The organism is Micromonospora sp. NPDC004704 (assembly GCF_053601675.1).
The window spans coordinates 1-25,939 of the sequence record NZ_JBSGCD010000031.1 but is presented as its reverse complement, the minus strand read 5'-3'; the positions used below and the strand labels follow the sequence as shown (position 1 = coordinate 25,939).

Below are 25,939 nucleotides of genomic sequence, written 5' to 3'. Positions count from 1 at the left end.
AGGGACCGATGACCGAAACCACCGGACGCGGCCCGACCGGCCTGGTGCTGCCGACGTACCGACCGGACGGCGACCGTACGCACCCGCCGCTGCTCAGCCCCGAGTACGGCTCGACCGTGCTGCGTGCTCCCAGCCGGCCGCTGGTCCTGCTCCCGCAGCGGCTCACCGAGATCACCGGGCCGCTGCTCGGCGCCGAACGGCTCGGCCCGCTCGACCACGACCTCACCCGCCAGCACGACGGCGAACCGCTCGGCCAGCGGATCATCGTGCACGGCCGGGTACGCGACGGCGACGGCCGCCCGGTCCCCGACACCCTGGTCGAGATCTGGCAGCCGAACGCGTCCGGCCGGTACCGGCACGCGGTGGACAACTGGCCGGCACCGCTGGACCCCAACTTCACCGGTGTCGGACGGGTGATCACCGACGCCGACGGGCGGTACCGGTTCGTCACCATCCAGCCGGGCGCCTACCCGTGGCGCAACCACCTCAACGCCTGGCGGCCGGCGCACATCCACTTCTCCCTGTTCGGCCGGGCGTTCACCCAGCGTCTGGTGACCCAGATGTACTTCCCCGGCGACCCGCTCTTCTTCCAGGATCCGATCTTCAACTCGATCCCCGACCCGCAGGCCCGGCAACGGCTCGTCTCCCGGTACGACCACACGGTCTCCGAGCCGGAGTGGGCGCTGGGCTTCGAGTTCGACATCGTCCTGCGGGGTCGGGACAGCACGCCCTTCGAGGACGGGGACGACGACGATGACTGAGCGGACCGGCTCCACCCCGTCGCAGACCGTCGGGCCGTACCTGCACCTCGGCCTGCTCTGGCCGGACGGGCCCGACGTCGTACCGGCCGGCACACCGGGGGAGATCTGGGTGCGCGGGCAGGTCTTCGACGGTGCCGGTGCACCGGTGGTCGACGCGCTGGTCGAGAGCTGGCAGGCCGATCCGGACGGCCGGTTCGACCACCCCGACGACCCCCGGGGTGCCCGCCGCTCGACGGTCGTCGGATTCCGTGGCTTCGGCCGCAGCCCCACCGACGCCTCCGGCCGGTACGCCCTCCGCACGGTCAAGCCGGGACCGCTGCCCGGACCGGACGGGACCGTCGAGGCGCCGCACCTGAACCTGTCGGTCTTCGCCCGGGGGCTGCTGCACCGGCTGGTGACCCGGCTCTACTTCCCCGACGAACCGGCGGGCAACGAAGCCGACCCGGTGCTCGCGAGCATCGACCCGGACCGCCGTACGACCCTGGTGGCCCGAGGCGCGCCCGACGGGTTCCACTTCGACATCCACCTGCAGGGTGAGCATGAGACCGTTTTCTTCGCCGTCTGAGGACCGCCCACCCGCGCGCCTGCGCGGCGTACCGGCCGGGGAGCAGTTCGGCCCGGTACCGGCCGGGGACCGACCCGGTGAGCCCGGCGGCGCCGAAGCCGACGGGGCCGGGACACCGGCTCGGGGCGCGCTGTTCGGCGGGTTGTTCGGAGCGGCCGGGGTGGACGCCGAGCTGACCGACCGGGCCGTGCTGCAGGCGATGCTCGACGTGGAACGCGCCCTGGTCGAGGCGGCGGCCGACGAGGGTCTCGTGCCTGCACCGATGGCCGGGGCGATCGGGCGGGAGTGCCGCGCCGACCGGTTCGACCCGGCCGCGCTCGGGCGGGACGCCGACGCCGGCGGCAACCCGGTGGTCCCGCTGGTCCGGGCGCTGACCGCCGCGGTACCGCGCGACGCCCGGCCGTGGGTGCATCTCGGCGCGACCAGCCAGGACGTGCTCGACACCGCGCTGGTCCTGGTGGCCGTACGGGCCGGGGTGCCGCTGCGGCAGGACCTCGACGCGGCGGCCGACGCCGCCGCCCGGCTCGCCCACGAGCACCGCGACACCGTCATGGTGGCGCGGACGCTCGGCCAGCAGGCCGCACCGACCACCTTCGGGCTCAAGGCCGCCGGCTGGCTGACCGCGCTGCTCGACGCCGGGACCCAGCTGGACGTCTTGCTCGACGCCCCGCCCCGATCCGACCCGCTGCTCGACACGGCGACCCGGTTCGACCCGCCGCTCGACGCAGCGACCCGGTTCGACCCGCAAGCCCGGTCGGATCAACCTCCGGACCGGCTCGGGCTGCCGGCCCAGCTCGGTGGCGCGGCCGGCACCCTGGCCGCCCTCGGGCCGGCCGGTCCGGCGGTGGCCGACCGGCTCGCCCACCGGCTCGGTCTGGCCACCTCCCCGCTGCCCTGGCACACCCGGCGGCAACCGCTGCTCGACCTCAGCGCCGCGCTCGGCGGACTGGTCGTGGCCACCGGAAAGATCGCGCTCGACGTCGGCCTGCTCGCCCAGTCCGAGGTGGCGGAGGTCGCCGAGGGCGGCGCGGCGGGACGGGGCGGCTCGTCGGCGATGCCGCACAAGCAGAACCCGGTCGACTCGATCCTCGTCACGGCGGCGGCCCGGCGCGCCCCACACCTGGTCGCGACGATGTACGCCGCCGCGATCCAGGAGCACGAGCGGGCGGCCGGCGGCTGGCATGCGGAATGGGAACCGCTGCTCGACCTGCTCCGGCTCGCCGGCAGCGTCGCCTTCCGGACCCGGCGACTGCTCGACGGGCTGCGGGTCCGGCCGGACCGGATGCGGGCCAACCTCGCCGCGACCGGCGGGCTGGTGCTGGCCGAGGCGGTCGCCGCCCGACTCGCATCCGGGGTCGGGCGTACCGCCGCGCACGACCTGGTCGCCCGAGCCGCCGCCGAGTCGTCCCGCTCCGGGGCGACGCTCCGGGACGCGTTGCTCGCCGACCCGACGGTCGGCGCCCTGCTCACCGACGACGACCTCGACCGGGCACTCGACCCGCACCGGTGGTTGGGATCCGCGGGTATCTTCGTCGACCGCGCCCTGACCCGGCACCGGGAACAGCGGCCGGTCGGTGACCCGCCAGGGGAGGTAGGCCGATGACGAGTCGACTGCACGCCCGGATCGACGGTCCCGAAGACGCGCCGGTGCTCGTACTCGGCAGTTCGTTGGGGACCACCGGACAGATGTGGGACCCGCAGGTTGGCGTACTGGCGTCACGGTTCCGGGTGATCCGGTACGACCACGCCGGTCACGGTGGTTCGGCTCCGCCGTCCGCCCCGTACACGATTGCCGGTCTCGGCGCCGACCTGCTGGACCTGCTCGACGACCTCGGGATCCGGCGGGTGTCGTACGCGGGACTGTCCCTCGGCGGGATGGTCGGCATGTGGCTGGCCGCGTACGCCCCGCAGCGGGTGGAACGGCTGGCGCTGCTCTGCACCTCGGCCCTGCTCGGCCCACCGGAGGGCTGGCGGGAGCGGGCGGAGACGGTACGCCGGGACGGCACCGGGGCGGTTGCCGACGCGGTGCTCGCCCGCTGGTTCACCCCGACCTTCGCGGTACGGCGGCCCGAGGTGGTCGCCGCCCACCGGGCGATGCTGACCTCGACCCCGGCCGACGGGTACGCCGCCTGCTGCGAGGCGATCGGGGCGATGGACCTGCGGCCGGATCTGCCCCGGGTCACCGCGTCGACACTGGTGGTCGCCGGAGCCGACGACCCGGCGACGCCGGTGCCGCACGCCGAACTGATCGTCGCGAGAATTCCGGGCGCCCGGCTGCGGGTGGTGCCCGACGCCGCCCACCTGGCCAACGTCGAGCAGGCGGACACGGTCACCGAGCTGCTGCTGGACCACTTCGGATCGCCGGGGAAGCCCGATGGACGACCGTGAGCGGCACGAGGCCGGCATGGCGGTACGCCGGCAGGTGCTCGGCGACGCGCACGTGGACCGGGCCGTCGCCGGCACCGACGAGTTCACCGCCGACTTCCAGGATTTCATCACCAGGTACGCCTGGGGCGAGATCTGGACCCGTCCCGGCCTGGACCGGCGTACCCGCAGTTGCATCACGTTGGCGATGCTGGCCGCTCTGCAGCACGAGGAGGAACTGGCGATGCACGTACGCGCCGCGCTGCGCAACGGCCTGACACGCGAGGAGATCCTCGAAGTCCTGCTGCAGGTCGGCGTCTACGCTGGCGTACCAGCGGCGAACCGGGCGTTCAAGGTCGCACAGCGCACTATGCAACAGGAGGATGGGTGACCGAGGCGACCGAGACGGCGTCGCGTAGTCCGGAGTTCGTCCAGTCCCTCGAGCGCGGGCTCGCGGTGATCCGGGCCTTCGACGCCGTCCACCCGCAGCTCACCCTGAGCGAGGTGGCCCGCGCGACCGGGCTGACCCGGGCCGCCGCCCGCCGCTTCCTGCTCACCCTGGTCGAGCTGGGATACATGCGTACGGACGGGCGGCTGTTCTCGCTGCGGCCCCGGGTGCTGGAACTGGGCTACGCCTACCTGTCCAGCCTGAGCCTGCCGGAGGTGGCGCAGCCGCACATGGAGGCGCTGGTCGCGCAGGTCCACGAGTCATGCTCGATGTCGGTGCTCGACGGCGACGAGGTGGTCTACGTCGCCCGGGTACCGACCAAACGGATCATGGCGGTGGCGATCAGCGTCGGGACCAGGTTCCCCGCGTACGCCACCTCGATGGGGCGGGTGCTGCTGGCCGGACAGCCGGCCGACTGGCTCGCCGGCTACCTCGACACGGCGCAGTTGCGCCCGCTCACCCGGCGTACGATCACCGACCCGGCCAAGCTGCGCGCCGCGCTGACCCGGATCGGCAGCCAAGGGTTCGCGCTGGTCGACCAGGAGTTGGAGGAGGGGCTGCGGTCGCTGGCCGCACCCATCCACGGCGAGGACGGCTCGGTCATCGCCGCGCTGAACGTGTCGGCGCACGCCAGCCGGGGCACCTCCGAGGTGATCCGCCGGGAACTGCTGCCGCCGCTGCTCGCCACCGCCCGGCGGATCGAGGAGGACCTGCGCGGCGGCGCTCAACCCACGCGCTGACGTGGGATGGTCCCGCTGCGCCGACCCACCGCCGGGCTCGACCAGCGGGTCTCGGGCCGACGGCGCGCCGGGCTCGGCCAGCGGGTTTCAGGCCGACGGCGCGCCGGGCTCGGGCCGGGCTCAGGTGAACAGGGCGGCCACCGCGTCCGGCACCGGGAGGTCGGCCGGCAGGGGTGCGACCGCCACCACCGCGCCGGTCGGCAGCGGTCCGTACAGGTGCGGGAAGAGTGCGCCGCCCCGGGACGGTTCCCAGCGCAGGTCGGCGTCGAGCCGGTCCGGGTCGACGGTGAGCAGGACGAGATCCGACTGGCCGGCGAAGTGCCGGGCCGCCGTCTCGACCACCTGGTCCCGGCCGGAGAGGTGGATGAAACCGTCCTGGAGGTCGACCGCCGAACCGTCGTACCGATCCCGGGTCTCGGCCTCGGCCCATTCCGCCGCCGCCAACAGTTTGTAGATCACCGGCTCAGCCTAGACACCGGTTGGTCCGTGAGCGCTCGTCGGTGGGATCCGGGCCGGCTCGGTACCACCGGCCGGATCCCACCGAGCGGTGCCGGTCAGGGCTCCGGTGCGATCAACCGGTCGTCGGTCGAGTCCCGTACGGTGATCGCCTCCACCGGGCAGGAGTCGGCCGCGGCGGCGACCTCGTCGGCCGGGATGATCGTCTCGGCGACCGGGGTGGACAGCCCGTCGACGAGGACGAAGTGCTTCGGCGCCGCCCCGGCGCAGACTCCCGAGCCGATGCAGCGGCGCGAGTCCACCCGGACCCGCCAGGCGGGGCTCACCATTCGACCGGCATGTGCTTGAGACCGCGGACCAGCATCCCGCTCTTCCAGGGCAGCTCCGCCTCCGGTATGGCCAGCCGCAGTTCGGGCAGCCGGTCGAGCAGCGTACCGATCGCGACCTGCAACTCCATCCGGGCGAGCTGCGCGCCGAGGCAGTGGTGTACGCCGTGCCCGAAGCCCAGGTGCGGGTTGTGCTCGCGGGTGAGGTCGAGCCGGTCCGGGTCGCCGAAGACCCGGTGGTCCCGGTTCGCCGACCCGAGTTCGACGATCACCGGTTCACCGGCGCGGACCAGCACACCACCGAGTTCGACGTCCTCGAGGGCGTACCGGGCGAAGCCGGAGGCGGCGCCGAGCGGCACGTGGCGCAGCAGTTCCTCGATCGCGCCGGGGAGCAGTGTCCGGTCGGCCCGCAGTCGGGCCAGCTCCTGCGGATTACGGAGCAGGGTGTAGACGAAGTTCGGGATCTGGGTGACGGTCGTCTCGTGTCCGGCGGCGAGCAGACCGGCCGCGAGCTGCACCATCTCCTCCTCGGTCAGCCGCCCCTCGTCGGAGTCGCGGGCCCGTACCATCGCGCCGAGCAGGTCGTCGGTGGGTTTCTCGCGACGCTGCGCAATCAGCCCACCCATGTACGCGTACAGGTTGCCGTAGTACTCCTGGATGGTTTCCGGGGACAGCGAGGTGGTCGACACGATCGCCTCGGACCAGAGGTGGAACTTGTGCTCGTCGGCGACCGGCACCCCGAGCAGTTCACAGATGACCCGGATCGGCAGCGGGGTGGCGAAGTCCTCGACCAGGTCGGCCGGGGGACCGGTGTGGACCAACCCGTCGACCAACTCGTCCGCTATCTGCTGCGTACGCGGCCGCAACTGCTCCACCCGGCGGGCGGTGAACGCCTTGGCGACCAGCGTACGGATCCGGGTGTGCTCGGGTGGGTCCATGCTGAGGATGCCGGTCGCCAGCCGCTGCGGTGTGCTCCGGGGTTCGTCGTGGGCCGCGGCGGCGGCCCGGCTGAACCGGGGATCGCCGAGGACGACCCGTACGTCGGCGTAGCGGGTGGCCAGCCAGGCTTCCTCGCCGTACGGCATCCGGATCCGGGTCAACGGTTCGTGCTCACGTAGCTCGGCATACTTCGGGTCGAGGTCCAGCCGTTCGGGCGGGTTGAACGGGTAGGCGTGGGCGCTCGACACCTGCTGAATTTCCGTCACCGGGGGCTCCCTGTCGTCAGATGGCGCGTTCGCTTCGGACGCGTATGACGTGCGGTTGCGCGACACGACACCAAGATCTACCTCGGGTCATGCTCCGGGTACGGATGGTAGCGAAACGGGTGGATTCGCGCTACTGTTGGTTATCGATACCTCGATCGACAGTGACGACGGCCGGTGGCCGGACACCGTGCCAGCGCTAGCCCCGCAGCGCGGTGACCCGGGGCAGCAGCTTGTCCAGCCGGACCGGCAGTTCGCGGATCCGTACGCCGGTCGCGTGGTACACGGCGTTCGTGACGGCGGCGGCCGAACCGACGATCCCGATCTCCCCGACGCCCTTGACCCCGAGCGGGTTGAGATGCGGATCGTCCTCCTCGACCCAGTCCGCCTCGATCCGCTCGACGTCCGCGTTCGCGGTGATGTGGTACGTGGCGAAGTCGTGGTTGACCCAGTCGCCGAAGCGGGGGTCGAGCAGACCCTCCTCGTGCAGCGCCATCGAGATGCCCATGGTCATGCCGCCGATGAGCTGGGATCGGGTGGTGGTCGGGTTCACCACCCGCCCGACACCGAACATGCCGAGCATCCGGCCGACCCGGATCTCACCACTGTCCACGTCGACGCGTACCTCGACGAAGTGGGCGCCGAAGGCGTAGCGCACGTACGAGCGGTCCGCCGAGAGGGCGTTCGTCTCCGGCGTGGTGTTCGCCTCGACCCGTACCTCCTGGGTGGGCGGCCGGTCGCCGAGCCGGTCCCGCAGCGCCCGGCAGGCCTTGCTGACGGCCCAACTCCAGGACGCCGTGCCGGTCGAACCGCCGGCCAGCGGGGCCGGTGGGAGTCGGCTGTCACCGATCTCGATCCGTACCCGTTCCGGGGGCGCGCCGAGCGCGTCGACGGCCACCTGCCAGAGGGCGGTACGCGCTCCCGTACCGATGTCGGCGGCGTTGGTCCGGACCACGTAGGTGCCGTCCGGGTTGGCCTGGGCCGAGGCGGACGAGGCACCGGCGCGGGCCGGATAGCTGCCCCCGGCCACCCCGGTACCGACCAGCCAGCGGCCCTGCCGCCGGACGCCGACGGTCGGGTCCCGGTCCGCCCAGCCGAACCTCTCCGCGCCCTCGCGCAGACAGGCGACCAGGTTGCGGCTGCTGTACGGGATGCCCTCCTCCGGGTCGACCCGGGCGTCGTTGCGGATCCGCAGCTCGACCGGGTCCACCCCGCAGGCCACCGCCAGTTCGTCCATCGCCGACTCCAGCGCAAACGAGCCGGGGCACTCACCCGGTGCCCGCATCCACGACGGCGTCGGTACGTCCAACCGGGTGATCCGGTGCGTGGTTCGCCGGTGCGGGGCCGCGTACATGGCGCGGGTGTAGACGGCGGTCTGCTCGGCGAACTCGGTCAGGGTGGAGGTCTGGCTGATCGCGTCGTGGGCGATGGCGGCGAGCCGGCCGTCCGCGTCGGCACCGAGCCGGATCCGTTGGATGGTCGGGGTGCGGTACCCGACCAGCGAGAACATCTGCTGGCGGGTGAGGGTCAGCCGGACCGGCCGGTCGACCGCGCGGGCGGCCATCGCGGCGAGCACGGACTGGCAGCGCGGTGTGCCCTTGGACCCGAAGCCGCCGCCGACGTGCTTGCTGATCACCTGCACCGAGTCCGGTGGCAGGTCGAACAGCCCGGCCAGGACCTGGGCGACGGGCGTGGAGCCCTGGTTGGAGTCGTGCACCACGAGCGTTCCGTCGCGCCACTGGGCGGTCGCGGCGTGTGGCTCCATCGGATTGTTGTGGTACGCCGGGGTGCGGTACACGTGGTCGACCCGTACCTCCGCGGCCTCGTACCCGGCCTCGAAGTCACCGAGGGCGGTGTCGGTGGGGTAGGACGGGTTCACGTGGTCGGGTGAGTACAGGCCCGGATGCGTCTCGGTCAGCACGGTGCTGTGCGGCAGCGTGTCGTAGTCGACGTGGACCAGGCCGGCGGCCTCCCGGGCCGCCTCCAGCGACTCGGCCACCACCAGGGCCACCACCTGACCACGGAAGTGCACCTCGGGTCGCTGCAACAGGAACAGGTCGACGTTCGTCTCCGAGTGCAGGCGGGGCGCGTTGGCGTACCACAGCACGGTCAGCACGCCGGGTGTGGCGAGGGCGGCGTCGGCGCCGACCCGGGTGATCCCGGCCCGCACCACGTCGGCCTGCACGGGCCAGGCGTACACGACGCCGTCGACCGGGTACTCGACGGCGTACCGGGCCGCGCCGGTGACCTTCTCCCGCCCCTCCAGCCGGGTGTGCGGACGGCCGACGGTCGGGGCGCTCACCGGGTCGCCGCCTCGGCCAGGTCGGCGAGCGTACGCACGGTCAGGTTGTGGATCAGCGACACCTTGAATCCGTTGTTCGGCAACGGACGCGCGGCCGCCAGTTCCTCGTCCGCGGCCAGGCCGAAGTTCTCCATCGTGGCCGGTTGACCGCGCAGCGTCTCCTCGGCCAGCCGGGCCCGCCAGGGTCGGTGGGCCACCGCGCCGTACGCGATCCGCACCTCGCGGACGATGCCGCCGTCCAGGTCGAGCACCGCCGCCACCGACCCGGCGGCGAAGGCGAAGGAGGCCCGGTCGCGTGCCTTGCGGTAGGTCGAGTGCCGGGCGTACGGGAGAGCCGGGATCCGTACGCCGGTGATCAGCCCACCGGGTGCCATGGTCGTCTCCAGGTCCGGGCGGTCGCCGGGCAGCCGGTGGAACTCGGTCAGCGGGATCTCGCGGGCTCCGTCCGGCTCCAGGACCTCGACCCGGGCGTCCAGGGCGGCGAGTGCGACCGCCATGTCGGAGGGATGGGTGGCCACGCACGACGTCGACCAGCCGAGGATGGCGAGGTCCCGGTTCTGGCCCTCCAGCGCGGAGCACCCGGTTCCGGGTTCGCGCTTGTTGCACGGCTTGCCGACGTCCTGGAAGTAGACGCACCGGGTACGTTGCAGCAGGTTGCCGCCGACCGTGGCCATGTTGCGCAGTTGGCCGGAGGCGGCTGCCAGCAGGGCCCGGGTCAGCACCGGGAAGTCCCGTCGGACCACGGGATGGGCGGCCAGGTCGCTGTTGCGTACGGTCGCGCCGATCCGCAGGCCCCCGTCGGACAGTGGCTCGACCGAGCCCAGCGGTAGCCGGGTCACGTCGACCAGCAGCCGGGGGCGTTGCACGCTCAGTTTCATCAGGTCGACGAGGTTCGTACCGCCGCCGAGGTACGCCGCCTCGGACTCGCCGGCCACCATCCGTACGGCCTCGGCCGGGTCGCTGGCCCGGTGGTAGCGGAAGGTCCTCATCGCACCGCCTCCGCCGTGGCGGTGGCCCGGATCGCCGCCACGATCTGCGGGTACGCCGCGCAGCGGCACAGGTTGCCGCTCATCCGCTCCCGGATCTCCTCCTCGGTGAGGGGGACCGGTCCGGCGGCGAGGTCCCCGGTCACCACGCTGGGCCACCCCTTGCGTACCTCGTCGAGCATGCCGGTGGCCGAGCAGAGCTGTCCGGAGGTGCAGTAGCCGCACTGGAACGCGTCGTGGTCGATGAAGCACTGTTGCAGCGGTTGCAGGTCGTCGCCGTCGGCCAGGCCCTCCACGCTCACCACCGCCGACCCGGACGCGGCCACGGCGAAGATCAGGCAACTCTTCACCCGGCGCCCGTCGAGCAGTACGGTGCACGACCCGCACTGGCCGTGGTCGCACCCCTTCTTCGCCCCGATCAGCCCGAGATGCTCGCGCAGCGCGTCCAGCAGGGTGGTCCGGTTGTCCAGCCGGAGCCGGTGCTGCTGGCCGTTCACCGCCAACGTGACCGACGACCGTTCCGTCTCCGCCAACGTGACCGACGACCGCTCTGTCTCCTCGGGCATGCCGATCGCACCTCCCCGTTTCTCCGAATACGCGCAGATTATCCGGTTTACGACGGGGTGGAGGGTCGATCCGCCTTAAGCGTCGCTCGGTCCCGCCCCCGGCGCCGCGTCCCGTACGGCCTGGTCGGTCAGGTCGCGGATGGTCGGGATGACCAGGGTGGCGAGCTGTTGTGCGTCCGGGTCGATCGGGTACGAGGCGTGCGGCACCGCGATCACGCGGGTCCCGGCGGCGCTGGCCGACCGTACGCCGTTGGAGGAGTCCTCGACCGCGACGCAGCGGGTGGGGTCGAACCCCAGCCGCTCGGCCACCCGCAGGTACACGTCGGGCGCCGGCTTGCCCCGCGGGACCTGTTCGGTGGAGAGCGTCACCGAGAAGGCGTCGGTGAGCCCGGTGGCCCGCAGCGCGGCCTCGATCAGCCGGGCCGGCGACGAGCTGGCCAGCCCCATCGGCCAGGTCGCGGCGAGCCGGCGTACCACCTCGTCGGCACCGGTGATCAGCGGTACGTGCTCCAGGTAACGCCGGGCCATCTCGTCCACCACCTCGGTGGCGACCTGCTGTGGTGAGCGGTCCACCCCGAGTTCCGTGCTCAGGTACCGGGCCCATTCGCCGGTGCTCATCCCCATCAGCCGGCGTTGGCTGTCCGGCTGCCACTGGCCGCCGTGATCGGCGACGTAGCGCCGGCGGACCTCCTCCCACACCGGTTCGGAGTCCACGATCACGCCGTCCAGGTCAAAGATCACCGCGTCCGTCACAAGCCCATCGTGCCCGATCCCGCCCCACCCGTGTCGGCGGGTTGCTCCGACCGACCGTGCTCCCGCCTCGCGGACCGCGCCGACATACCCGGATCCGACTGGTCTATCCGCCGCCGGACCGGGTAACCGCGTTCTGTCCGGCAACAACGCGTTCTGTCCGGCATCAATTCGAATGCGCGATGCGCACTTCGATTCTTCTGTTCCGAACCGACGCGGTGCCCGCGACTCTCGTTACACAATGTGGCGAGACGCTAGCGGAATGGGGTGGGGATCATGACAAAGAGGCGTCGGGCCACAATTCTGGTGGCGATGGTCGCTACCGCGTCACTGGCCCTGGTGGGGTGCACCAGTGAGCAGGACAAGAAGGAAGCCGCAAAGGCGGCGGTTCCGCCGCCGCAACTTGCGATCAGTCCTGCGGCGAATGCGAAGGACCTCCCGATCAGCACCGAGGTCGGCCTGACCGTCACCGGCGGGAAGGTCACGGCGGTAACGCTCACCGACGACAAGGGTGGGAAGGTCGCGGGCTCGTTGCGTACGGACGGTTCGTCCTGGCTGCCCGACAAGGCGCTGAAGAACAAACAGCGCTATACGGCGCAGGTCACCGCAACCAACGACGCGGGCAAGGAAGTAACCCGGACGACCAACTTCACCACCATGGGAAAGCCGGACAGGGAAATCTTCTCCACCCTTTATTTCCAGGACAAACGGACGTACGGGGTGGCGATGCCGGTAACGGTCGACTTCGACCCGGGAGTGCCCAAGGAACAGCGTGCCGACGTACAGAAGCGGCTCTTTGTCACCACCACTCCGGCGCAGCCCGGTGCCTGGCACTGGACCGAGGACGGACAGCAGGTCTTCTACCGGGCACCGGACTTCTGGAAGGCCGGTACGACGATCAGCGTCAAGGCCATGCTCGACGGGGTGCCGATGGGCAAGGAGGGGTTCGGTGACGCCGACCGGACCGCCACCGCCAGGATCGGCAACAAGGTCTCGTTGGACATCGACAACGACACCAAGCAGATGTCGGTGTTCAAGGACGACAAGCTGGTTCGCAAGATCCCGGTCAGCCTCGGCAAGTCGAGCACCCCGACGTCCAGCGGCAAGATGGTGATCATGGAGAAGCACGAGCAGACGGTCTTCGACACGACCGGCTCGGCCGACCCGTACGTCGTCACCGTGCAGGACGCCCAGCGCCTGACCTGGGGCGGCGAGTTCATCCACTCGGCGCCGTGGTCCGAGGGCGATCAGGGCAGCACGAACGTCTCGCACGGCTGCACCAACGTCTCCGCCGCCAACGCCGCCTTCCTGATGCGGACAACCCAGGTCGGTGACCTGGTGACCGTGCGCGGGACCGAGGTCCAGCTCGAGGATGGCAACGGCTGGACCGCCTGGAACATGGACTGGGACGAGTACGTGAAGGGCAGCGCGCTGCCCGTACCGCAGGATCTGAAGCCGGCAGCCGCGCCGCCGGCCGCCGCCGGTGCGCCCGCGCCCAGCGGCCCGCCGGCGAGCAACCAGCCGCCGGCACCGGCACCGTCGAACCCCGGCGGCTGACCCCGCCGGAACGTACGCCGGGCGGTGAAGCCGACGGGGAGCCCACCCCGTCCGGCCTCACCGCCCGGCTTCTTCGGTAGGCCCCGCCCGACTGTGCACTGTGGCCACCGACCTCGCGCCGGTCCCGTCGGGACCGGCGATTCCCGTCCCTGGGCACCCGCTTGCGGTACGGCAACCGGAAACCCGGTACGCCCGCGATTGATCGACTACGGGCGTCGACGCGCCTAGCATGTGTGGCCGATGGAACCAACTCGATTCGTCCCCCTGACCGGTTCCGGCCACGAGCCCGATCGAAGGGAACTGCCCATGCGTCGACCCCGTCACCCGGTGCTGCTCACCGCCATCCTGACCGGCACTCTGGTCCTGACCGCACCCGTGGCGCCCGCCGCCGCCGGTACCCGTACGCCCCCTCCGACCATTGTGGTCAGTGACGGGATGACCCAGCCGGTCTTCTCGCTCGCCGACGCGATCGAGGAGCGGGTGTTCGTCCAGACGCCGCTGGACACCGACCACGACGGTCGCCTCGACCGGGTCGCGATCGACATCTCCCGCCCCGCCGAGACCGCCACCAGGGGCTTCAAGGTGCCGGTGATCTTCGAGCACAGCCCGTACCGCAAGGACACCTGGGGCGACGTGCCGTACCCGAGCGTGCTGGTGGACGAGCTGCCGCAGAACGGGCTGACCGGCCGCAACGGTGCCCGTTCGGCCGCCGGCGAGCAGGCCCAGCGCGCGATCGCGAAGGCCAACCTCCCCGGATCGCTCGACGACTACTACGTGCCCCGCGGTTACGCCGTGGTGCTCGGCCAGAGCATCGGCACCGGTGACTCGGACGGCTGCCCGACCAGCGGCGACCGGGCCGAGACGCTCGGCACCAAGGCCGTCATCGACTGGCTCAACGGCCGGGCGAGGGGATTCGACGCCAGCGGGGCTCCGGTCACCGCCGGCTGGACCACCGGCGCGGTCGGGATGACCGGGGTCTCCTACAACGGCACCCTGCCCAACATGGTCGCCACCACCGGGGTGAAGGGCCTCAAGACGATCATCCCGGTCTCGGCGATCAGCAGCTGGTACGACTACTACCGGGCGAACGGCCTGGTCGTCGCCCCCGGCACCTATCAGGGCGAGGACGCCGACATCCTGGCCCAGTACACCGCCGGGCAGGCGCGGGCCGAGGGAACCTGCGCCGACGAGATCGCCGAGATCACCAGGGAGCAGGACCGGGTCACCGGTGACTACACCCGGTTCTGGCAGGAGCGGGACTACCTCGGCGGCGCGCGTGACGTGAAGGCCAGCGTGTTCGTCGTACACGGGCTCAACGACTGGAACGTCAAGACCGAGAACTTCGCCGGCTGGTGGGACCAGCTCGCCCGGTACGACGTACCGCGCAAGATCTGGCTGCACCAGGGCGGGCACGGTGGACCCGGCAGTGGCGCCACCGTACCGCTGCCGGACGGCAGGTCCTGGACCTACAAGCAGACCGAGAACCGGTGGTTCGACTTCTGGTTGTGGGGGGTGCGCAACGGAATCATGGACGAGCCGACCGCGGTGGTCCAGCGTGAGAACCGCGCCTACACCACGTACGCCAACTGGCCCGACCCCGGCGCACGCGAGGTCGACCTGCGCCTCGCCGCGACCAGCGCGACCCAGCCCGGCACCCTGACCACCGGAAAGCCGCCGAAGGGCAAGGTCGAGCAGGGGTTCGTCGACGAGGGGCGGACCATCGCGCCGACCCAGTTGGTGGCCCAGCCGGACACCGCCAGCCCGAACCGGCTGGCCTACACCTCGCCCGTGCTCGCCCAGGACGTCCGGCTCTCCGGCCGGCCCGAGATGCGGCTGCGGCTGGCGATCGACAACAAGCCCGACGCCAACCTGACCACCTACCTGGTCGACTACGGTCCGGCCGGGTCGACCGCCGCGCCCGTCGTGGTGACCCGAGGGTGGACGGATCCGCAGAACCGCAAGGACGCCGACCGCACCGAGAAGGTCAAGCAGGGCAAGTTCTACGACTACAGGTGGACCCTGGAGCCCAAGGACTACATCTTCGCCGCCGGACACCGGATCGGCGTGGTGGTCTTCTCCAGCGACCAGGAGTACACCCTGCTCCCGCTGGGCGGCACCCGCCTGCGGGTCGCGCCCAACGAGAGTGAACTGCGCATTCCCGTGGTCGGCGGACGGTCCGCGCTCGGCTTCTGAGCGTCCGCGCCACACTCGATCGGCCGCCGGGGAGCAGTCCCCGGCGGCCGATCGGCTGTCCTGGATGGCGGTCCGGCGCGGTCGATGACCGCTGCCCGTCAGGATCGGCGGACGGTGAGCAGGTCGCCCGGCTGGCAGTCCAGTTCGTGGCAGAGCGCGGTCAGGGTACTGAACCGGATCGCCCGCGCCCGACCGTTTTTCAGGACGGACAGGTTGGCGAGGGTCAGGCCGACCCGGTCGGCCAGCTCGGTGAGGGTCAGGCCGCGTTCGGCCAGGAGCTTGTCGAGATGTACGTCGACGCGGTGATCCTCCTCGGGCGGCATCAGATCACCGTCTCCAGTTCGGTCCGCATCGCCAGCCCGCGCTTGACGATCTCGGCGATGGCGAAGAACCCGAAGCCCAGCAGCAGGAGCAACCCGGTCCGCGTCAGGTCCAGCGTTGCGGACTGCTCGCCGTCGGCGGTGACCCGCGCGGTCAGTTCGAGGGAAGCGAGCAGCTGTACGAGCTGCGCCAGGACGCCACCGACGAGGGCGACCCAACCGATCCGGCGCAGGCGCCGGACGGTACCGGTGGCGAACGGATCTCCGCGACGGGCGCGGCGCAGCACGGTCCAGAGCAGGACCAGCACCGCCGCCGCGACGGCCAACATCGGCAGCACGGTCAGGTGGTACGCCACGAGCTGGCCCGGTGTGGGGTCCGCGACCCGCACCTCGACGTCACCGTCGACGACGACTCCGGTGCGCAGGCCACCCGTAGCACCGGCGACATCCGCCACCGCGTCGGCCGGAACCTGGGCGGTCACGGGCCCGCCGTCGGCGAGCGTGACGACGTTAAACGCGATGATCCCGGCCAGGACGACCAGGGCAACCACCACGACACCCTGCAGTTCAGCTAGCCAGTCAGGGTTGCGGAATCTCATGAGACACCTCCACCTTATCGATTAGCGATATCTCGATAATCGATAAGTCGACGGCTCTTGTCAACCCACCGCCGTCGCAGCGACGGGACACGCCCTAAGTTGGTCGCATGATCTCGTGTTTGGGTGCGGAACAGTGGTGACCCGGGTCGCGGTCACCGGCGGGAGCGGCAAGCTCGGTCGGGCGGTTGTCGACGACCTGCTCGACCACGGTTACCAGGTGGTCAACCTCGACGCGGCGCCACCCGCGACATCGCGGTGCCCGTACACGAGGGTGGACCTGGCCGACTACGGCCAGACCATCGAGGCGCTCAGCGCGATCGACGACCGGCACGCGGGCGTGGACGCGGTGGTGCATCTCGCCGCGATCCCCGCACCGGGCCTGCGGACCAATTCGGCGACGTTCCACCACAACATCACCGCGACCTACAACGTCTTCACCGCCGCCAGGGCAGTCGGGATCCGGAACGTGGTCTGGGCCTCCAGTGAGACGCTGCTCGGGCTGCCGTTCGACACCCCGCCGCCGTACATCCCGATCGACGAGGAGTACCCGGCCCGTCCGGAGAGCAACTACGCGCTGGTCAAGCACCTGGAGGAGGAACTCGCCGGGCAGCTCTGCCGGTGGCAGCCGGACCTCAAGATGATCGGTCTGCGGTTCTCGAACGTGATGGAGCCGGCCGACTATGCCGCCTTCCCGGCCTTCGACGCCGATCCCGTGCTGCGCAAGTGGAACCTGTGGTCGTACATCGACTGCCGGGACGGCGCCCAGGCGGTCCGCCTCGGACTGGAGCACCAGGGGACCGGGGTCGATGTTTTTGTGATCGCCAACGCCGACACGGTGATGAGCCGTCCCAGCGCGAAACTGGCCGCGGAACTCTTCCCGGAGGTCCCGCTGACCCGCGAACTCGTCGGCAACGAGACCCTGATGTCGATCGACAAGGCCCGCCGGATCCTCGGCTACGACCCCACGCACTCCTGGCGTGACCAGGTGGTCGTCTGATCCGGAGCGCCCGACCCGTCGCGGCTAACCCGCCCCGGCGAAACGTTCGCCCGCGTCGATGATGCGTTGGATCTCGGCCCGGAAGAAGCCGGTCAGCTCGGCGCACCGACCGAGGTCGACCGGCCCGCCCTCGCTGGCCGGCAGATCCGGGTACGGGCTGCCGAGCACGAAGATGTTCTCGTCGTTGTACTGGTTGGCGGGTGCGGTGTAGTTGAACGAACCGGCGATCACCGTACTGTCGTCGATCGTCATGAGCTTGTGGTGCAGCTTGCCGAACGCGGGTGACCTGATCGGGGCGTAGAGGGCGATCTGGGCCCGGTTCAGGTCGTGCGTCGCGGCCCACCGCTGCGCCCCCTGACCCGGGTCCACCGCGCCGGTGACCGTACGGCCGGCGGCGGCCAGGGCGATCATGGCGTCGTCCAGGCCGGACGAGCCGGCGAAGGTGAAGACGGCGAAGTCCACCCGGCCGGTGGCCTTCAGCATCTGCTTCATGATCTCCAGCTCCGGCGCGTGGTCCGGCGCGAAGAGCACCTTCACCGGTATCCCGCCGAGGTTGTAGGCCCGGGGCACCTTCCCGTGCGCGCCGCGACCGAACAGCCCGGCGCGGAGCTGGGTGAACTCGCCCGCGTACTCCTGGCAGATCCGGGCGTCGTGGAAGGTCACCACGTGGTTGAGGTTGCGGTGGCAGTCGGTTCCGGTGAAGTTGGCCGACCCGGACAGCACCGCCGACGTGGCTCCGGCCCGTCTCCGGTAGTCGCGGACGATGAACTTCTGGTGGAAGATCGCCGGGTTGTAGTCGGCCTTGACGTCGACGGCGCAGCGCAGGAGCGCGGCCATGATCTTGCGGTTGGGCTCCAGACTGCGGGCGCCGGGTTCGGCCGCCCACTGGACCCGCCGCTGGGCGGCCTGCGCCGATTCGCCGGCGCGCGCCGCCACCTTGGGCACCTTGGCCGTACGGAGATAGTCCTGTTCGAGCACGATCCGGATGTCGACACCACGGAACCTGGCGTCGAGCAGTGCCTGTGCGATCGGCTCGGAGTCGAGTTCCTGTACGGCGACGTCGAGGGAATCCCTGGCGTCGTTGATGAACCCGACGATGACCTGTTCGAGATCGTCGGCGGCGCCGAGTTCGGGCGGCCCGACGAAGGCCTCTATCTTGCCCGCGGCGAAACGTGTCATAGCTGTCAGGCTGACACTCCGTAACCCTCGGTAGTGTCGGCTTCCAGGACACCGGCCGTGCCGGAAGACGCACCAGCGGCACGAGCACCGCATTCCGACCCACCCGGCCGGGTCCCGGCGGGCCGCAGACCAGGCCGGTGGCCGGTGCTGGCAGGCTGGGGGACATGTACCGGGAGACCACCTCCGCGCTGGTGCGCGGGGCCGTCCTGTGGTGGAGCACGGCGACGCCGGGGGCGGCACCGGTCCGGGTCCTGCCCGACGGGTGCATGGACCTGATCTGGTCGGAGCGGCACGGGCTGCTGGTGGCCGGGCCGGACACCACCGCCCACGTCGGGACCGCCACGGGGGAGCGGTACGTCGGACTGCGGTTCCCGCCCGGCACCGGGCCGGCCGTGTTCGGTCTGCCGGCGTACGAGCTGCGCGACCAGCGGGTCCCGCTCACCGCGCTCTGGTCCGACTCCCGCACCCGTGAGCTCGACGAGCGGGTCGCGTACGCGGACCGCCCCGAACGCCTGCTGGAGTCGGTGGCGGCGGCCCGGCTGGGTGACGGTGGTGGCCCCGACCCGATCGCCCGTACGGTGGTCGCCCGGTTGGATGCCGGTGACGACGTGGCCGGCACCGCCGCCGATCTCGGCCTCGGCCCCCGCCAACTCCACCGGCGCAGCCGGGCGCTGTTCGGCTACGGGCCGAAGACACTGGCCCGGATCCTGCGCATGCAGCGGGCCGTGGCGTTGCTCCGGGCCGGAGTACCGGCCGCCGACACCGCGGTACGGACCGGCTACGCCGACCAGCCGCACCTGTCCCGGGAGATCCGGGCGCTGACCGGCGTCCCACCCCGCGACCTGATCACCTAGCCGCCCGGGATCGTGCCGGTGATCGGGCCGCCGAAGCCGCGAGCGGTGGACCGGGTTGGAGCTCACGGCGCGGTCAGGTGAGTGGGGCGAAGAGGTCCACCCCGTTGCCGTCCGGGTCGAGCAGGGTGGCGTAGCGCTGGCCCCAGAAGGCATCCCAGGGTTTGAGATGCCCGGTGTAGCCGGCCTCGGTCATCTCGGCGTACGCCGAGTCGACCTCGGCGGGGTTCTCGCACCGGAAGGCGAGAGTGATCCGACCGTGGCCCGTGGGCATGGACCAGCTCGGGTCGATCGAGGAGGTCATCTCCGCGGTGTCCCAGGCCAGACGCAGCCCGCCGGGAAGAAGTGCCTCCACGTGCGGATCTCCGTCCGAGTCGGCCGGGATCTCCAACCCGAGGCGGCGGTAGAAGGTCAGCGAGCGGCCCATGTCGGCAACGACCAGGGCAATCACATCCAGTTGAGGTGGCATTGCCCCACCCTAGGGTCGCCGGTCGGCGCCCGTCTTGAAGGAATCGGACACCCGTTCGTGGAGCGCGAATCGGACACCCGGCACCAGGTCCGCAGTGCGAGTGCGAGCGGGCGATCTCCGGCGTACGGTGTGGTTAACGGCACCTGAAGCCCAGATGAGCAGGGGGTTGCCGGCACCGGACGACTCTTCGCGACACGCCGACGCGGACGCCGTCCCGGCCGGCGCGGCGGGCTCGCGGTGCCGTCCGACGTATCAACATGCGGGACGAAAATGAAAGGGGCGGCCGAGATGGACCTGGCCTATCTGGATGCCGGATCCGGCAGTCTCATCGTGCAGGCGGTGATCGGCGGTGCCGCCGGGGTCGCGGTCGCGGCCAAGCTGTACTGGCGTCGGCTGGTCGGCCGGTTGCGCCGGCAGCCGGCCGAGAAGGACTGAGAGCGGGGCCCGGTCGCAGATGTCCCCGCCACCACTTTCCACATCGGAGGCCGGCGTACGCGCGGAGCCGGGCTCGTTCCGCGACCCCGGCAACCGGGTCTTCTACCTCGACGGGCAGGTGCTGCGCGGGCTCGACCGGCGAGCCACCGAGGACTGGCACGCGCTGGCGGCCAGCGAGTTCTTCCCACCCCTGCTCACCGCAGGCAAGGTCTGCGGCACCGAACCCGTCGACCGGGACACCCTGTCGATGCCCGACGACACCTCCTGGGACACGGTGCTGCGGCACGAGCGGATACCGTTCGTCTCCTACCCGTACGAGTGGTCGTTCGGGATGCTCCGGGACGCGGCGCTGCTGCACCTGGAGATCCTCACCGCCGCGTTGGACTGCGGGTTCACGACCAAGGACGGTTCGGCGTACAACCTGCAGTGGCGGGGCGCCACGCCGGTCTTCATCGACATCGGTTCCTTCGAACGGGCGCGCGACGGCGAGCCCTGGGCCGGCTACCGGCAGTTCTGCCAGACCCTGCTCTACCCACTGATGTTGCAGGCGCACCTCGACCTGGACTTCCAGCCCTGGCTGCGATCCCGGATCGACGGCGTCGAACCCGGCCAGATGCGCCGCGTCTTCGGCGGCACCCGCCGGTTCTCCGCGGGCGTGCTCAAGCACGTGTACCTGCACGACGCGATGCAGGCCCGGCACGCCGACGCGAGCACCGGGACGGTCCGGGCCGAACTGCGCGACGCCGGCTTCTCGCGGGACCTGGTGCTGTCGGGCGTACGGGCGGTGGAGAAGCTGGTCCACCGGCTGGACTGGCAGCCCCCGGCGAGTCACTGGGAGCAGTACCGCCAGACCTGTGGCTACTCCGAGGCCGACCGGGAGCGCAAGGAGCGTTTCGTCGAGTCGGCGCTGGCCGGGGCGGCCCCGCAACTCGTGCTCGACCTAGGCGCCAACGACGGCGACTACTCCCGACTCGCCGCCCGGCACGCCGCGTACGTGGTGGCGGCGGAGAGCGATCCGGCGGTGGTCGAGCACCTCTACCGGCGCCTGCGGGCCGACGGTGAACGGCGGATCCTGCCGCTGGTGCTCGACCTGGCCGACCCCTCACCCGGCGGGGGTTGGGGCGGTGTCGAACGGGCCTCCTTCGCGGCCCGCGCCGATGTCGACGCGGTGCTTGCCCTGGCCGTGATCCACCACCTGGCCATCGGCCGAAACGTGCCGCTGCCCCGGGTTGTCGACTGGCTGGTCGGATTCCTGGCGACCGCTGGTCCGCGCGGTCGGCTGGTGGCCGAGTTCGTCCACCCGGAGGACCCGATGGCCCGGCGGCTGCTGGCCAACAAGCCGGCCGGTCTCTTTCCGGACTACCGCCGGGAGGAGTTCGAACGGTTACTGGCCCGGCGGTGCGACATCACCGCGCGGGAGGAACTTCCGTCGGGCACCCGGACGCTCTACGTCGGAGTGCCGCGTGGCTGACCCGGCCACCCCGCGCGGCCGGGGCCGGCTGTCCCGCTGGTGGCGCTCGGAACTTCCCGCGTTCCTGGAGATCGTGGCACTCTGCGGGCTGGTGATCACCCAACCGCTGCTCGACGTCACCGGACGCAGCCCCGACTTCTTCCTCTTCTACGGTGCCGGGCCGGTGGAGATCCTGCTGCTGGTGGCAGCCTTCACCGTCCCGATCCCGGTGCTGGTCTGGGGGGTCGGCGCGCTCATCCGGCTGATCGGGCCGGTGGTCCGGGGCGTCGTGCACACCGTGTCGCTGGGGCTGCTGCTCGCCGCGCTCGCGATCCAGGTCGGCAAACACCTGCTGCCCTGGCGAGGGCTGCCGTTGGCACTGGTCGCGCTGCTCGTCGGCGCCGCCGGGGCGTACGCGTACCGGCGCTGGCGGGCGGCCGGACAGCTACTGCGGATCGCCGCCGCCGGCCCGCTGGTTTTTGTCCTGCTCTTCGTCTTCGCCTCGCCGGCCTCGGCGGTCGTGCTGCCGGCCGAGCGCGGCTCGGGTCCCGGCGCCGCGCACGAGTCGGCCAGCCATCCACCGGTGGTGATGCTCGTCCTGGACGAGCTGCCGCTGGTCTCGCTGCTCGGCGAGGGCGGGACGGTCGACGCGACCCGGTTCCCCAACTTCGCCGCACTGGCCGGCGGATCAACCTGGTACCGCAACGCCACCGGAGTGAGCGGGTGGACCCCGTACGCGCTGCCGGCGATGCTGACCGGCCGCTACCCGTCGTCGGCACGGGCCCCGCACTACTCGCAGTACCCGGACAACCTGTTCACCCTGCTGGGCGGGACCTACGACCTCAAGGTCCAGGAGAGCATCAGCCAGCTCTGCCCGCCGAGCGAGTGTGCGCGGCGCGAGACGCCGGTCCGCGGTGGACTGCCGGTGCTGCTGCGGGAGAGCGTCGGACTGCTCCGCCAGATCGTCTCGCCCGTCGACGTACCCGACGACCCGGAGTCGTCGTACCGGGAGGCCACCCGCCAGGAGGCGGAACTCGAGGAGCAGGAGCAACAGCCGCCGCCGACCGACCCGAGGTTCCGGTGGGGCGAACTGGACGTCAACCAGCCGGCCCGGTTCACCCGGTTCCTCGCCGACCTGCGTCCCGCCGAACGGCCCACGCTGCACTTCCTGCACCTGCTGATGCCGCACACCCCGTGGAACTACCTCCCGTCGGGCATGCGGTACGACTCACCGCCGGGTATGCCCAACGACGGTGACGGTTGGGTGGAACTGGCCCGGCAGCGTCACCTGCTGCAACTCGGGTACACCGACCGGTTGATCGGTGAGACCCTCCGTACGCTGCGTGAGTCCGGGCTCTACGACGACGCCCTGGTGGTGGTGACCGCCGACCACGGACTCAGCTTCACGCCCGGGGTCCAGGGGCGGGGCCGGGCGTCGATCGACCGGTCTCCCGGCGAGGTGGCCTGGGTGCCGCTGTTCGTCAAGGAGCCGGGGCAGCGGGACGGGCGGATCGACGACCGCAACTGGGAGCACGTCGACCTGCTGCCGACCATCGCCGACCGGGCACAGGTCCGGATTCCCTGGTCGGTCGACGGTCTGGTCGCGCCGGACGTCAGCCGGGAGCGGACGGAGAAACGGTTCCACGACCAGCCCACGTTCGCCCTGCAACTCCCCGGCGAGACCTTCGCCGAGGTGCTGAGCGGCGCCGCCCGGCCGAAGCTGCCCGCGCCCCCGTTCCCCGAGCTGATCGGGCGTCGGGTCGCTGACCTGCCGGTCAGCGACGACCGGACCGGGGTGAGCGTGATCAATCGGGACGCCTTCGACAACATCGACCCGAACGGCGGGCGACTGCCCGCGCTGGTCTGCGGCACGGTCCCGGACTCGGTGCGTACCGGCGCCAGGATCGCGGTCGCGGTCAACGGCCGGATCGGGGCGGTTGTCCCGGTGGTCGACCCGGACAAGAACGGTCGTCGCTTCGGTGCCCTGGTGAGCGACGAGTCGCTGTTCGTCCCCGGTGCGAACAAGCTGGAGTTGTTCCTGGTCAGCGACGGTGCCGAGTTGCGCCGGTTACGCCTGTGACTTAGGCGACATTCAAGGCGACAGTTTCGCAAGTGGGGTGATGCGTGACGCATCCCTCACCGCTCGACCATGGCCAGGTGTTGGTTCCGCGCCACGATTACCGTAGGAACAGAGGCAATTCAACGAAGATTTTGCCGCCGAAGCGAGGAACCACATGACGGATGTCAAGCTCGACCACCCCGGCGGGCAACTGTCTATGCCGGTGCGGCCCGCTGTCGAGGGCCCGTCCGGGATCGGCGTCGGCAAGCTGTTGGGGGAGACCGGGTACGTCACCTACGACCCGGGTTTCGTCAACACCGCCGCCTGCTCCTCGGAGATCACCTACATCGACGGAGATGCGGGCATTCTCCGCTACCGCGGATACCCCATCGACCAGCTGGCGGAGAAGGCCTCGTTCCTGGAGGTCTCGTACCTGCTGATCTACGGCGAGCTGCCCACCGCCCAGCAGCTCACCGAGTTCAGTGAATGGATCCGCCGGCACTCGCTGCTCCACGAAGAAATGCGGCGGTTCTTCGACGGGTTCCCGCGCGACGCGCACCCGATGGCGGTGCTCTCCTCGGCGGTGAGCGCCATCTCGACCTTCTACCAGGACAGCCTGGACCCGTTCGACCCCGAGCACGTCGAGATCTCCACCGTGCGCCTGATGGCCAAGGTGCCGACGATCGCGTCGTACGCGTACAAGAAGTCGATCGGTCAGGCGCAGCTCTACCCGGACAACTCCCTCGGGTACGTGGAGAACTTCCTGCGCCTGACGTTCGGCGTACCGGCGGAGGAGTACGAGGTCGACCCGGTTGTCGCCCGCGTCCTCGACATGCTGTTCGTGCTGCACGCCGACCACGAGCAGAACTGCTCCACCTCCACCGTCCGGCTGGTCGGCTCCAGCCAGGCCAACCTGTTCGCCTCGGTCTCGGCCGGCGTGAACGCGCTCTTCGGTCCCCTGCACGGGGGCGCGAACCAGGCGGTACTGGAGATGCTGGAGGGCATCCGCGCCGACGGCGGGGACGTCCAGGCCTTCGTCCGCCGGGTCAAGGCCAAGGAGCAGGGCGTCAAGCTGATGGGCTTCGGCCACCGGGTCTACAAGAACTACGACCCGCGGGCGGCCATCGTCAAGAAGGCCGCGCAGGACGTACTCGCCCGGATGAACAAGCCCGATCCGCTGCTCGACCTCGCGCTGCAGCTCGAGGAGATCGCGCTCGCCGACGACTTCTTCGTGTCGCGTCGGCTCTACCCGAACGTGGACTTCTACACCGGCCTGATCTACAAGGCCATGGGGTTCCCGACCAAGATGTTCACCGTGCTCTTCGCGCTCGGCCGGCTGCCCGGCTGGATCGCCCAGTGGCGCGAGATGATCTCGGACCCGGAGACCAAGATCGGCCGTCCGCGGCAGCTCTACACCGGTGCCGGCGAGCGGGCGTTCGTCCCGGTCGACCAGCGCTGAACGGTGCCACCGGTACAACTCTGAGCCGTGACACCACCGGCCGCCGACGCCCTCGGGCATCGGCGGCCGGAGTCGTATACCGGGACCGTTTGCGGTCAGCGCACGCCGACGGCGGCGAGCAGGTTCCCCGCCGGGATGTCCAGCACCGGCCGGCCGTGCGCCAACCGGTGCGCCGCCTGCTCGGTGGTGAACGCCGAGGCCTTGTCGATCGCGGTGGCGTAGGTGGCGGCGGTGCGCTGTGCGATCGACGCCCACCCGTAGTCGTCGGCCACCATCCGCCGGGCACGGCGGGCCAGCTCCCGCGCCCGGTCACTGTCGGCCAGCAGGGCGTGTACGGCGTCCGCGAGCGCGTCCGGGTCCTTCGGCTCGAAGGTCATCCCGGTCACCCCGGTCTCGACGATCTCGGCGAGCCCACCCGTGGCGGCGACCGCGAGCGGGGCCCCGGCTGCCGCACCCTCCAGCGCGACCATGCCGAACGGCTCGTAGATGCTCGGCACCGCGAAGCAGTCCGACGCCGCCATCATCGCGGGCAGGTCCGATCCGCCGAGGAAGCCGGGCATGGTGACCGCGCCCCGTACCCCGAGCCGGTCGATGTCGGCCTCCAGCTCACCCCGGTACGGGCCGTCGCCGGCGATGACCAGGCGCAGTCCGGGGTGCTCCCGGCGCAGCCGGGGCAGTCCCGCGATGAGGTGCTGGACGCCCTTCTCGTACACCAGGCGGCCGGCGAAGGTGACCAGCGGGCCATCTCCGGCGAAGCGCTTGCGGGCGGCGGCGACAGCGGCGGCACTCGCCTTCCACCGGTGCGTCTCCACCCCGTTGGGTACGACGTCGATCTGGGTGGTGGGGAGGTTGAAGAGGTTGTTGACCTGGTCGCGCATGTATCCGGAGCAGGTGATGACGCGGCT

General features: G+C 71.1%; 26 protein-coding genes. 14 read left to right on the top strand and 12 right to left on the bottom strand.

The genetic code is table 11. From position 1 onward, the window contains the following. Positions 1–8 precede the first annotated feature (8 nt). From pcaH to ACWEFB_RS29995, 6 genes are read left to right on the top strand one after another with little or no spacing between them, the layout of a single operon-like run. Entirely contained in the window at positions 9–761 is a 753-nt protein-coding gene (pcaH, locus tag ACWEFB_RS30020) for a protocatechuate 3,4-dioxygenase subunit beta (RefSeq protein WP_452290823.1), read from the top strand. Then, positions 754–1,326 carry a protocatechuate 3,4-dioxygenase subunit alpha gene (pcaG, locus tag ACWEFB_RS30015; protein WP_452290821.1) on the top strand — a complete coding sequence of 191 codons (573 nt, stop codon included), beginning with the start codon at positions 754–756 and terminating at the stop codon, positions 1,324–1,326. Before pcaH ends, pcaG begins: the two co-directional genes overlap by 8 nt. Continuing rightward, on the top strand, positions 1,301–2,929 hold the full coding sequence (locus ACWEFB_RS30010; protein ID WP_452290819.1) for a class-II fumarase/aspartase family protein: 1,629 nt from the start codon (positions 1,301–1,303) through the stop codon (positions 2,927–2,929). The genes pcaG and ACWEFB_RS30010 overlap by 26 nt, the downstream gene beginning before the upstream one ends. Further along, positions 2,926–3,714 (top strand): 3-oxoadipate enol-lactonase, encoded by a 789-nt coding sequence (gene pcaD / locus ACWEFB_RS30005; RefSeq protein ID WP_452290817.1) that lies wholly within the window; start codon positions 2,926–2,928, stop codon positions 3,712–3,714. Before ACWEFB_RS30010 ends, pcaD begins: the two co-directional genes overlap by 4 nt. Next, positions 3,701–4,081: a 4-carboxymuconolactone decarboxylase gene (gene pcaC, locus ACWEFB_RS30000; RefSeq protein WP_452290815.1), complete on the top strand. Its 381-nt coding sequence runs from the start codon at positions 3,701–3,703 to the stop codon at positions 4,079–4,081. The genes pcaD and pcaC overlap by 14 nt, the downstream gene beginning before the upstream one ends. After that, positions 4,078–4,878 (top strand): IclR family transcriptional regulator, encoded by an 801-nt coding sequence (locus tag ACWEFB_RS29995; protein ID WP_452290813.1) that lies wholly within the window; start codon positions 4,078–4,080, stop codon positions 4,876–4,878. Before pcaC ends, ACWEFB_RS29995 begins: the two co-directional genes overlap by 4 nt. 120 nt (positions 4,879–4,998) lie before the next feature. Here ACWEFB_RS29995 and ACWEFB_RS29990 read toward each other — a convergent pair whose 3' ends face one another. From ACWEFB_RS29990 to ACWEFB_RS29960, 7 genes are all read right to left on the bottom strand, one after another. Continuing rightward, the gene (locus ACWEFB_RS29990; protein WP_452290811.1) at positions 4,999–5,337 is read right to left on the bottom strand and encodes a DUF952 domain-containing protein; all 339 of its coding nucleotides are present in this window, start codon (positions 5,335–5,337) and stop codon (positions 4,999–5,001) included. A gap of 95 nt (positions 5,338–5,432) precedes the next feature. After that, a complete protein-coding gene (locus ACWEFB_RS29985; protein WP_326558728.1) occupies positions 5,433–5,663 on the bottom strand; it encodes a ferredoxin in 231 nt (76 codons plus the stop codon). Continuing rightward, entirely contained in the window at positions 5,657–6,865 is a 1,209-nt protein-coding gene (locus ACWEFB_RS29980) for a cytochrome P450 (RefSeq protein WP_452290809.1), read from the bottom strand. Before ACWEFB_RS29980 ends, ACWEFB_RS29985 begins: the two co-directional genes overlap by 7 nt. A gap of 196 nt (positions 6,866–7,061) precedes the next feature. Continuing rightward, positions 7,062–9,164 (bottom strand): xanthine dehydrogenase family protein molybdopterin-binding subunit, encoded by a 2,103-nt coding sequence (locus tag ACWEFB_RS29975; protein WP_452290807.1) that lies wholly within the window; start codon positions 9,162–9,164, stop codon positions 7,062–7,064. Then, a complete protein-coding gene (locus ACWEFB_RS29970; protein ID WP_452290805.1) occupies positions 9,161–10,153 on the bottom strand; it encodes an FAD binding domain-containing protein in 993 nt (330 codons plus the stop codon). Before ACWEFB_RS29970 ends, ACWEFB_RS29975 begins: the two co-directional genes overlap by 4 nt. Beyond that, on the bottom strand, positions 10,150–10,716 hold the full coding sequence (locus tag ACWEFB_RS29965) for a 2Fe-2S iron-sulfur cluster-binding protein (RefSeq protein ID WP_452290803.1): 567 nt from the start codon (positions 10,714–10,716) through the stop codon (positions 10,150–10,152). Before ACWEFB_RS29965 ends, ACWEFB_RS29970 begins: the two co-directional genes overlap by 4 nt. A 75-nt stretch (positions 10,717–10,791) precedes the next feature. Continuing rightward, positions 10,792–11,469, bottom strand: a complete 678-nt coding sequence (locus ACWEFB_RS29960) for an HAD family hydrolase (RefSeq protein WP_452290801.1) — start codon at positions 11,467–11,469, stop codon at positions 10,792–10,794. A 273-nt stretch (positions 11,470–11,742) separates the two neighbouring features. Here ACWEFB_RS29960 and ACWEFB_RS29955 point away from each other — a divergent pair, with 273 nt between their 5' ends. Together ACWEFB_RS29955 and ACWEFB_RS29950 are read left to right on the top strand one after the other, a co-directional pair. Beyond that, positions 11,743–13,023, top strand: a complete 1,281-nt coding sequence (locus ACWEFB_RS29955) for an Ig-like domain-containing protein (RefSeq protein ID WP_452290799.1) — start codon at positions 11,743–11,745, stop codon at positions 13,021–13,023. 306 nt (positions 13,024–13,329) lie between these two features. Continuing rightward, positions 13,330–15,216 (top strand): Xaa-Pro dipeptidyl-peptidase, encoded by a 1,887-nt coding sequence (locus ACWEFB_RS29950; protein ID WP_452290797.1) that lies wholly within the window; start codon positions 13,330–13,332, stop codon positions 15,214–15,216. Positions 15,217–15,314: 98 nt separating this feature from the next. Here ACWEFB_RS29950 and ACWEFB_RS29945 read toward each other — a convergent pair whose 3' ends face one another. Together ACWEFB_RS29945 and ACWEFB_RS29940 are read right to left on the bottom strand one after the other, a co-directional pair. Beyond that, positions 15,315–15,539 (bottom strand): helix-turn-helix domain-containing protein, encoded by a 225-nt coding sequence (locus tag ACWEFB_RS29945; RefSeq protein ID WP_326558720.1) that lies wholly within the window; start codon positions 15,537–15,539, stop codon positions 15,315–15,317. Continuing rightward, entirely contained in the window at positions 15,539–16,135 is a 597-nt protein-coding gene (locus tag ACWEFB_RS29940; protein WP_452290794.1) for a DUF2975 domain-containing protein, read from the bottom strand. Before ACWEFB_RS29940 ends, ACWEFB_RS29945 begins: the two co-directional genes overlap by 1 nt. Positions 16,136–16,271: 136 nt before the next feature. Here ACWEFB_RS29940 and ACWEFB_RS29935 point away from each other — a divergent pair, with 136 nt between their 5' ends. After that, positions 16,272–17,132, top strand: a complete 861-nt coding sequence (locus ACWEFB_RS29935) for an NAD-dependent epimerase/dehydratase family protein (RefSeq protein WP_452290792.1) — start codon at positions 16,272–16,274, stop codon at positions 17,130–17,132. Positions 17,133–17,156: 24 nt separating this feature from the next. On the opposite strand, the gene ACWEFB_RS29930 is transcribed toward ACWEFB_RS29935, so the two are convergent. Continuing rightward, positions 17,157–18,311 carry a phospholipase D-like domain-containing protein gene (locus ACWEFB_RS29930; RefSeq protein ID WP_452290790.1) on the bottom strand — a complete coding sequence of 385 codons (1,155 nt, stop codon included), beginning with the start codon at positions 18,309–18,311 and terminating at the stop codon, positions 17,157–17,159. Positions 18,312–18,475: 164 nt separating this feature from the next. On the opposite strand from ACWEFB_RS29930, the gene ACWEFB_RS29925 reads away from it, so the two are divergent. Then, the gene (locus tag ACWEFB_RS29925; protein ID WP_452290788.1) at positions 18,476–19,165 is read left to right on the top strand and encodes a helix-turn-helix domain-containing protein; all 690 of its coding nucleotides are present in this window, start codon (positions 18,476–18,478) and stop codon (positions 19,163–19,165) included. Between the two features lie 73 nt (positions 19,166–19,238). Here the strand turns inward: ACWEFB_RS29925 and ACWEFB_RS29920 are convergent, their stop codons facing one another. Next, positions 19,239–19,631 carry a VOC family protein gene (locus ACWEFB_RS29920; protein WP_326558715.1) on the bottom strand — a complete coding sequence of 131 codons (393 nt, stop codon included), beginning with the start codon at positions 19,629–19,631 and terminating at the stop codon, positions 19,239–19,241. A 288-nt stretch (positions 19,632–19,919) separates the two neighbouring features. Here ACWEFB_RS29920 and ACWEFB_RS29915 point away from each other — a divergent pair, with 288 nt between their 5' ends. From ACWEFB_RS29915 to ACWEFB_RS29900, 4 genes are all read left to right on the top strand, one after another. Beyond that, a complete protein-coding gene (locus ACWEFB_RS29915; RefSeq protein ID WP_326558714.1) occupies positions 19,920–20,066 on the top strand; it encodes a hypothetical protein in 147 nt (48 codons plus the stop codon). Between the two features lie 19 nt (positions 20,067–20,085). Beyond that, positions 20,086–21,537, top strand: coding sequence for a class I SAM-dependent methyltransferase (locus ACWEFB_RS29910; RefSeq protein WP_452290785.1), 1,452 nt, complete (start codon positions 20,086–20,088; stop codon positions 21,535–21,537). Continuing rightward, on the top strand, positions 21,530–23,596 hold the full coding sequence (locus tag ACWEFB_RS29905) for a sulfatase-like hydrolase/transferase (protein WP_452290783.1): 2,067 nt from the start codon (positions 21,530–21,532) through the stop codon (positions 23,594–23,596). The genes ACWEFB_RS29910 and ACWEFB_RS29905 overlap by 8 nt, the downstream gene beginning before the upstream one ends. Positions 23,597–23,750: 154 nt before the next feature. Further along, complete coding sequence (locus ACWEFB_RS29900; protein WP_363590625.1) at positions 23,751–25,034, top strand: citrate synthase; 1,284 nt, start codon at positions 23,751–23,753, stop codon at positions 25,032–25,034. 95 nt (positions 25,035–25,129) lie between these two features. On the opposite strand, the gene ACWEFB_RS29895 is transcribed toward ACWEFB_RS29900, so the two are convergent. Further along, a partial coding sequence (locus ACWEFB_RS29895; protein WP_452290781.1) for a glycosyltransferase family 4 protein occupies positions 25,130–25,939 on the bottom strand: 810 nt, incomplete at its 5' end.